Source organism: Psychrobacter sp. FME13, assembly GCF_014861395.1.
GTDB lineage: Bacteria > Pseudomonadota > Gammaproteobacteria > Pseudomonadales > Moraxellaceae > Psychrobacter.
Genome location: NZ_RRYV01000143.1, coordinates 1 through 8,267 on the forward strand (window position 1 = coordinate 1; position 8,267 = coordinate 8,267).

Annotated in this window: 7 protein-coding genes and 1 pseudogene; 6 read left to right on the forward strand and 2 right to left on the reverse strand. The window is 41.0% G+C overall.

The features are described from left to right. Both EI164_RS13005 and EI164_RS13010 read left to right on the forward strand, forming a co-directional pair. Positions 1–133: pseudogene (locus EI164_RS13005) on the forward strand (IS1 family transposase); the annotation flags it as partial. Positions 134–380: 247 nt separating this feature from the next. Continuing rightward, positions 381–1,808 (forward strand): GGDEF domain-containing protein, encoded by a 1,428-nt coding sequence (locus EI164_RS13010; RefSeq protein ID WP_192520375.1) that lies wholly within the window; start codon positions 381–383, stop codon positions 1,806–1,808. An 86-nt stretch (positions 1,809–1,894) separates the two neighbouring features. Here EI164_RS13010 and truD read toward each other — a convergent pair whose 3' ends face one another. After that, positions 1,895–3,172, reverse strand: a complete 1,278-nt coding sequence (gene truD, locus EI164_RS13015) for a tRNA pseudouridine(13) synthase TruD (RefSeq protein ID WP_192520376.1) — start codon at positions 3,170–3,172, stop codon at positions 1,895–1,897. Between the two features lie 166 nt (positions 3,173–3,338). Here truD and EI164_RS13020 point away from each other — a divergent pair, with 166 nt between their 5' ends. Further along, positions 3,339–4,982: an FAD-dependent oxidoreductase gene (locus tag EI164_RS13020; protein ID WP_192520377.1), complete on the forward strand. Its 1,644-nt coding sequence runs from the start codon at positions 3,339–3,341 to the stop codon at positions 4,980–4,982. A 98-nt stretch (positions 4,983–5,080) separates the two neighbouring features. Further along, complete coding sequence (locus EI164_RS13025; RefSeq protein ID WP_192520378.1) at positions 5,081–5,704, forward strand: GNAT family N-acetyltransferase; 624 nt, start codon at positions 5,081–5,083, stop codon at positions 5,702–5,704. 78 nt (positions 5,705–5,782) lie between these two features. Here EI164_RS13025 and EI164_RS13030 read toward each other — a convergent pair whose 3' ends face one another. Further along, positions 5,783–5,989, reverse strand: a complete 207-nt coding sequence (locus EI164_RS13030) for a hypothetical protein (protein ID WP_192520379.1) — start codon at positions 5,987–5,989, stop codon at positions 5,783–5,785. A 535-nt stretch (positions 5,990–6,524) separates the two neighbouring features. Here EI164_RS13030 and EI164_RS13035 point away from each other — a divergent pair. Next, a complete protein-coding gene (locus EI164_RS13035) occupies positions 6,525–6,986 on the forward strand; it encodes a DUF2846 domain-containing protein (RefSeq protein ID WP_192520380.1) in 462 nt (153 codons plus the stop codon). 89 nt (positions 6,987–7,075) lie between these two features. Next, positions 7,076–8,137 carry an XAC2610-related protein gene (locus EI164_RS13040; RefSeq protein ID WP_192520381.1) on the forward strand — a complete coding sequence of 354 codons (1,062 nt, stop codon included), beginning with the start codon at positions 7,076–7,078 and terminating at the stop codon, positions 8,135–8,137. Positions 8,138–8,267 lie beyond the last annotated feature (130 nt).

Genomic DNA, 8,267 nt, shown 5'->3' on the forward strand with positions numbered 1-8,267 from the left:
GGGTAATAACTGTCGCCTTAGACACCGATTAAGACGAGCGGTTAGAAAAACCTGTTGTTTCTCTAAGAAGCTCGATAATCACTTCAAAGTGTTTGATATGGTGTTCTTTTACATCAATTATGGCTACGTCTGATGCCAGCATACTTTTTAGAACACCACCACTTTTTTTAATATTATTAGTTTTTAACACTACTTGTCTGTGACGCTACTTGAGTTAAGACTTCAATGAAAATAAAGTTCGCTATTAAGCGTCAGTTATTGACGTATGAATGTATCAAGTGGCTTGATAGTTCAAGTGGAACTTGACACACTGCATGGTTTTAACAGACCTTGCTTGCTGGTTTTGAATTCAATAAATTTATTATTTTCGGTAGCCCATTATGGCTGTATCTAAATACTATTTAGGCTACAAAAAGCTTTCTAAAGCTGTTTTTGAATGGCAAGCTGCTGATAGAACATCGCTGCTGGCTTCATTTATGGTAATGGATGTTTTTTCGCATTGGTTGTGGTGTTTATTTGTTTGGTATCAACGCGATGTTTATAGTGCTTTTATTGATATGAGCCTTCTCTATTCGTTGTGGACTGGCGTAACGATGGTCTGTGTTTTTTTGTTATGGATGTCCAGCCGTTTTTCACCAGCCAAAAACCCTCATAACAATTTATATACTTGGCAAGCAGTGCTCATCACTGTTTATAGTGTCTATATTACCTTTATTATAGTCATACTAGGATATAGTAGTTTGGTCACGGGTGTATCCTTGCTTGGTAGTGCGATGTTGGGAATGCTGCTCATACGTCGACGCTATGTTTGGAGAGCTTTTTTAGGGCAGATTATTGCGATATTATTAGTAACACTATTTCCTTATTGTGGCATCACCTTACCCAGTCTGCGTCAAATGAGTGCCATTACTCTTCCTCCTAGTATTCATAGTTATATGACTTATAGTGATATGACAATCATGAAAAACGAAGCATTGAATTGGGAGGGTATCAATTACCTACGTCAATCTTCCAATATTTTGTGGCGTTCTACACATATGTATATGTCGCTACCAAAAGCCATATTTATTATCTATATGTTCCGTACTTTGTTGGTGGTATTAGATAATAGTAGAAAAGAAACCTTGCAACATGCCAATCAAGATGAGCTGACACAACTAAAAAACCGTCGTTATGGTTTGATGCAAATGAAGCAAGCATTGGTGACGATAGAGGAGACGCAAGATATCAGCGTTATTTTATTGGATTTAGATTGGTTTAAGGAGGTCAATGACAACTACGGTCATGATGTGGGCGATCAAGTTTTAATTACAGTAGCACAGACGCTATCACAGTCTTTAACGGACGATATGATTGTCAGCCGATATGGCGGCGAGGAGTTTTTGATTGTACTGCCAGATAAGAGCCATGCCAGCGCTATGGTTATTGCGGAACAATTAAGACGATCTATCGCGGAAAATGTGATTACGGTTGATAATCAAACGACTTTTACTATAACTGCTAGTCTAGGAGTGTATTCGCTGACTTATAAAGAATGTGCCTCTCTTAAGCAAGCGAATCGAGCAGCAGGAAAGACAGAGACAGGATGTGAGCTTGATGAGTCGCAGCCAACCGAATGTTATACTGAAAGCACATTTGATAACCAAACTGAATTCACACAGCTATCTCAGGATATTTGCCAACTATTAATAGGCACTGCGGACAAGGCTCTATATGAAGCCAAGCACCGCGGTCGTAATCAAGTGGTCAGTGCTAATGAGATGTGGGCAGCAGGTGATCATAGGATTAACTCGCTTTATGGTACCTAAATAGCCGATGGTGTTAGTGGTCTCCATGATTGATAGGCCAGTTTTGTCTTTCATATCACCCTTCATTGATTTGATTATCATGTTTGCTAATTGCTAATTGCTAATTGCTTGACTAAGCTTGCTAATACACTTGTGGCAAAGCTACCAGTCGTTAGCGTGAAGCTTAATACCAGTGTTTCCTCACCTTCTTTATCCTGCCATTCCCACGTCAACGCTTCGATAGGTAAGCGTAATGCTCGTCTTTGAGCCTTAATATCACGTTGCTCTAACCCTGCTGCTAGCTGCGTCAATAATGGGCTGTATTTTACAACTTGATGCTCAATATCTGCGGCTACGCTACTGACTTTATCGTTACTCTTGCCCCATAACACAGCCGTTGGATGAATATCGCCAGTGGCTAGTCGTGCGCGTAATGTGTCGTCTATCGCTTCACTGGTGAATATCGATCCTGAACCATCTAGGTTAAATACCTCACCGGCCAAGCCTGTATTCCAGCTTCCATCGCGGACACGCGCTGCCAGTATTTCGTTAAATATCAGGCTGCGTGCAGCAGACAGTTCCATCGTGTTTTGCTCGCGCGGTGCACGCTTGCGTTTACTCTTTTTGGGCTGTGGGCGACTTTCTGGCACTGGACGTGCAAATAGTCTCAAGGCTTCTCTAATATTATTACCATTACGCCCGAAGCGTTGCGGACCAAAATAATTGGGTACACCACTTTTACTAATAGTCGCTAAATGTTGTTCGATAGCTTTCTTTGCAGATAGTAATTGCTCAGGGGTTAAGCGCTCAGTGTCATGCTCTGTAAACTGAATATCACGCAATGTAATCACAAATTGGTTGGCACGATGCGTACCGCGATTGAGTTTTTTGTTATGCCAGTGCTGCGCAAGGATAGTGACAGACTCATTTTCGCCAATGTCCACTGGTGCAAACTCAGTAGGTGGCAATTGCTTTTTGGGTATGCGCAAACTAAACCACTGGGTCGTCAATGCATGACGGTCTTTTAACCCCGAGTAGCCGACGTCACGCAATGGAATGTCTGCCCACTCTGACAATAGTTTGGCCAAATATGCTGTATTCATGCCTGATTTTTGGATATGCAACCATAGATGCTCACCTTCATCCGTAAAGTCTAATGGCAGTACCTCATTGACGATGAAATCTGTCGTTTTAGCTTTATAAGTGGCTTGTTTTAATAGTGGTAGTATCGGCTGCGGTAATTGTGATGTATCCGCGGCGGCAGTGATGTCGATGTCTGCTACATCAGACGTCTTATTAATAAGTGATGTGTGCTCACAATCTGACTGAGAGACTGTGGTTTCTGCGGTTGCTATCGCTGCGGTATTGTTATCTAGAGAAGTCATAAAATAGTCTGTTGTGTTGGTTATCAGTGTTAGGGATAAGTGATAGAAGTGTTGGTTGGCGTCAAGGTTACGTTTTGCAACGCAGTAATCCTATAAAAAAACATCGTGTTTTGGATGCGCTTGTTACTATCTATTAATAAAGTATTATAACCATTAAGGAAGACTTATGACTAAGGCAACGATCAACACAGTCACCATTGATAAGGCTGATATTCCAGATGGTGGCATGAAATCATATAAGCAAGATGACGATAGTATCATTTTAATCACGCGTGACGACAGCACGTTTCATGCATTTGATGGTAAATGTCCACATGCTGGCGCAGATCTAGGTAATGGTTTACGTTGTGGTCATCGTGTGGTTTGCCCGTGGCATCATGCGACTTTTGACAGTCGTGATGGCACGCTATTAGAGCCAATAGCGATAGAGGGATTGACTCGATATACAGTGACTGATGATGGTGACACCTTATTGGTCGATACTTCTGCTCAGATCAATGAGCGTGTTGAACAGGATAAGTTGTCTGATACGCACACCATCATCGTTGGTGGTGGTGGCTCTGGATTTATGACGGCCGACCAGTTGCGTCAGGGTGGTTATGGCGGCAAGATTACGTTGATCAGTAATGAGGACAAGGCCCCTTATAATCGACCATTACTTTCTAAAGCGTTTTTAGCAGGGAATATGCCCGAAGAAAAGTTACTACTTGGCGGGGCAGATTGGGCACAAAAAAACGATATTAAGCTGCGTTTGAATCAAACGGTTAGCGAAGTATTGCCCAATGAGCGCCGCGTAAACATGGTTGATAGTAATGACGACAACGAGACAGTCACAGCTGATTTTTTAGTGGTCGCTACGGGTGCGTCGCCTGCCATACCACCTATTAAGGGTACAGATTTGGATGGTGTCTATACCTTACGCAGTATGGAAGATGCCAAATTAATAAAAGCCGCTAGCCACGACCAGCGAGTGGCTATTATTGGTACGGGTTTTATTGGTATGGAGGTCGCCTCAGCATTAGCGCAGGCAGGTACGACCGCTTCTATCACGGTAGTTGGTCAAGACAATCGTGTGATGGGCAATATCGTCTCAGAAACCGTTAGCAATGCGCTTATCAAGCTGCACGAGGAAAACGGCATCAACTTTGTATTTGATGCGACGGTCAACGAAATCACCAAGATTGACCGTCAAGTTGACAAAGACGATCAGGCTTCTTCAAATGTAGGCGGTGTCACGCTAGCAAGTGGTGAGCATATTGATGCCGACATTGTGATTCTAGGAACAGGTGTATCAGCCAATACCAGTCTATTAGCAGAGGTCAATGATCCAGATGGTGTACAGGTTGATAGCACATTGCAACTGCGTGATGGGGTATATGCATTGGGCGATATAGCCAAAGCTTCAGGTCAAATGGGGCGCATGCGGATTGAACACTGGCGAGTGGCGTTGCAACATGGTCTTGTGTCTGCCGCTGCGATATTAAATGATGACAGTGTCGAGTCATTAGAGGCGCGTATTCCTTTCTTTTGGACCATGCAATATGGCAAGAGCTTACGCTATAGTGGTCATGCAGCGACACCTGAGTACCACATTTTATTTGGTGCGCCAGATACGCTTGATTATATTGAGTACTATTTCGATGATGAAAATGAGGACACGCGGGCTAGTGCGGCAAGTACGCTTGGACGTGACAAAGAGTTAGTTGCCTTCTCTGAGTTATTACGCCGTGGACACGCACCGACACGCGCTCAGCTCAATGCAGGGTTTGATATTATTGAGCAAGCACAGGCATTATCACAATCAGATTAAGACAAGCTCTAGCAATTTGCACACTATCAGTATTATTATTGAGGCTGACTTTATAAATGAAGTCAGCTTTTTTCATATAAGGATAGGAAAATAATAATATGCACAAAGGTTCTGTGTTTTTACGGCAAGCCACATTGGCTGATATTGATGCACTTGAACAACTGTTAAATCGTTGTTACCGTCAGAAAACTGGCTGGACCAACGAGGCTGATCTCATTGGTGGTATTCGCACCACAGCGGCAAGCTTGACGGCTGTTATTAATGATCCTTGTCACTATTTTTTTGTGTATCCAAAGACAACCACAGGCAAACGTGACGGAGATGAAACGGGTGAGTTGTTAGGGTGCATCAATGTTGAGATAAAAATAGATACAGACTTAAACGAAAGCCTTTTCTATCAAGGAGCTGATAACAGTGCTTATATCGGTATGTTTGCAGTGTTGCCTGAGCAGCAAGGAAAAGGCGTTGGTCATCAGATTTTACAGGCTGCAGAAACGTTCGCCAAACATCGTCTACAATCTGACTTAAGCATCTCTGATAATAAAAATTCACGTCTTACCATGTCTATTTTGAGTCATCGTCCTGAGCTATTGGCTTATTATGAACGCCGCGGCTACCAGTTGAGTGGGCATAAAATAGCTTTTCCTAATGATGGTAATAATGGTGAACCAAAGCGTGATGATTTAGAGCTATTAGAGCTAGAAAAAATAGTTAATCCATAAAACACATCTGCATCTGAATTCGGCGTCGACAGTAGGCGATTATGTCGGCTTAACCTTATCTAATATTATTTCTAATGATTAGCGCCAAAAGTATCGAAAGGTCATAAATAATCCCACGCTCAATAATAAAAATGCCACAATGATTAAGCGCTTAAACCAGTTAAAGGCTGGCAGGCGCGTGGCGTTGTCATCAGACATAAGATAAGCGAACAAACACAGTAGGCTTGCTGCTAATGTCATGATCCCAAGACCAATCGGTAATATAAATAAATACACCTGCCACATAATTATCTCTCAACGGTCAGTATTAAGCGCATCATAACAGCAACGTGATTGTGCTGTCTGTATGAAAGTCGCTAAAAACCTTTGGCGCTCGCTATGTGAAAGCGACCAAAGTATAAAAACAATATAGTCATTCCACTATAAAGGTATTACAGCGTCTCGCTTGAAGTATCACATATACACTCGGTTGCCTTGTACTATTCTTGAATTGAATAGGCTATATTAAAAAATAAGCAAATATCGAGAAATTATGTTGGGTTTAAAGTTATAATTATGTATAGTTAAGGTAACTTTATAGATATTTTGGTAGCAATGAGATTAGTGCTGAAAATCAGCGACACTTTGATACATAGTTTCATATAGATAGTACGTGATTATTATTGATAGTTGAGGTGTCTGTAAAACCAGTTTTAAGGTTTATCAAGCGAGTATTGAGTTGATTTTAATCATTGAAGCTGAGCCATGTTTTTATAAGTTATTCATAGTAAAGTCGTTGAGATATATCAAATAAAACCACGTTTATTCTTAGAGGGATAATATGCTAAAAAAAATCGCTTTTTTAACGATTACATCAATACTATTTGCTGGTTGTGCTTCAATACCTACAGAAAATGTTGAAGTATCTAACGTACTCAAGCAAGTGAAAGCCCCAAGTACAGATAATGCTGGTTTATACATTTACCGTAGTAATAGCGTAGTGGGCGCGGCTTTGAAGAAAGATGTCTGGGTGGATGACGAGTGTATCGGAGAGACCGCGCGTGGAACATTCTTTTATCATGAGGTGCTAGGAAATGCAGAGCATAAAGTCTCTACAGAATCTGAATTCTCACCAAATGATCTAATGGTAATGACCAAAAAAGGTCAAAACTACTTCGTCAAACAATATATCAAGCCAGGTCTATTCGTTGGTGGCGCGGGTTTAAAACTGGTTCCTGAGAGCGAAGGTAAAGAGGCGATCGCTGATCTTAAGCTTGGTGTTAAAGGTACTTGTAGTAAGTAGTTTAAAGAGCACTGTTAGATATTTTTTATAAAGGGGCGCTAATGTGAGTTGGCGTCCTTCTTTATTTTATGGTTGCACTAAGGACAGATATGACTTTTATACTCAATAAGATATTCAAGCCGCTTACATTATTGTCGGGGCTGCTAGTTTTACCACTATTGTCCTATCCGGCCTTGGCGCAAACCTATCAAATCCAAGATTTCTCAGACGATTATGATGCAGTCATTGAGGAAATAGAGGGAAAGGAATATGGCTATGAAGCAAATAGCATTGTTAAAATTATAGATAAAAAGACACATAAAACTCTGATTAATCAGCCTGCTAGTATCGATATTGAATATGAGTTGAGCAACAGTGAAGATTATCAATTGGGCGAAAAAATCAGTGCCAATATCGTCAGTATTCCTTATGGTGAACATAGTGTGTTGATCTATGATGATTTTAATTTTGATGGACAAAAGGATTTAGCGATAAAAGATGGGCGCCACGGTTGCTATGGTGGGCCTTCTTATCAAGTCTATCTCAAAAATGATGATAAATTCGTCCTTAGTGAAGGATTTACTGATTTGGCACAAGGCTATTGCGGTTTTTTTGGTGTAAATAAAGACAGTCAAACTTTGTATACGATGACTAAGAGTGGCGCAGGATGGCATCAGTATTCAAAGTATAAAGTGATCGATAATAAGCCAGTGGCCGTACATGTGCTTGTAGAAGAATATAATCCAAAACAATTAATTTCTATCACCGAGAGCACAAGAGTGAATGGTGAAATGGTAGAAGACAGCTATGAGGTGTTACCTGAGTACGATAACGAAAGCCACGATGGGACATTGCCTTTCATTTATAAGTTGGATTTAGATAACGGTAAAAAAATGGTCTTAAATAACACTTATAACGAGGACGGTGATCAGCTGTACTATGCTTTTGCGGATAAAGACGACAGAATCGAGCTGTATTATGATGGGCTATTTGTCTATGATAAATCTAAACAAACGCTTAGCTTTCTCAATAAGCCTGTGGTTTATCAGATCAATAAGCAAGGCATTACAGTGAGACAATCTAACAAGAGCGTTTTACTCAAGTCAGTGCCACAGAGCGAGCAGGGCAGTCTAGAAAATCTTGCGCAGTTTAATAATGTGAGAATTAAATAATTCTTAGATTAACACATGAAGTGCAATACCAAATTCAAGGTGAAAAAAAGACCTAGATGCGCTAGCATCAAAGTTTTTATCCACCGACCAAAGTGAGATTGCAACCATGAGCTATACACATCTAAGCCTA

Coding starts and splice junctions, on each gene's coding strand:
- EI164_RS13010 (WP_192520375.1), top strand. CDS start 381: ATGGCTGTATCTAAATACTATTTAGGCTACAAAAAGCTTTCTAAAGCT.
- EI164_RS13020 (WP_192520377.1), top strand. CDS start 3,339: ATGACTAAGGCAACGATCAACACAGTCACCATTGATAAGGCTGATATT.
- EI164_RS13030 (WP_192520379.1), bottom strand. CDS start 5,989: ATGTGGCAGGTGTATTTATTTATATTACCGATTGGTCTTGGGATCATG.
- EI164_RS13035 (WP_192520380.1), top strand. CDS start 6,525: ATGCTAAAAAAAATCGCTTTTTTAACGATTACATCAATACTATTTGCT.
- truD (WP_192520376.1), bottom strand. CDS start 3,172: ATGACTTCTCTAGATAACAATACCGCAGCGATAGCAACCGCAGAAACC.
- EI164_RS13025 (WP_192520378.1), top strand. CDS start 5,081: ATGCACAAAGGTTCTGTGTTTTTACGGCAAGCCACATTGGCTGATATT.
- EI164_RS13040 (WP_192520381.1), top strand. CDS start 7,076: ATGACTTTTATACTCAATAAGATATTCAAGCCGCTTACATTATTGTCG.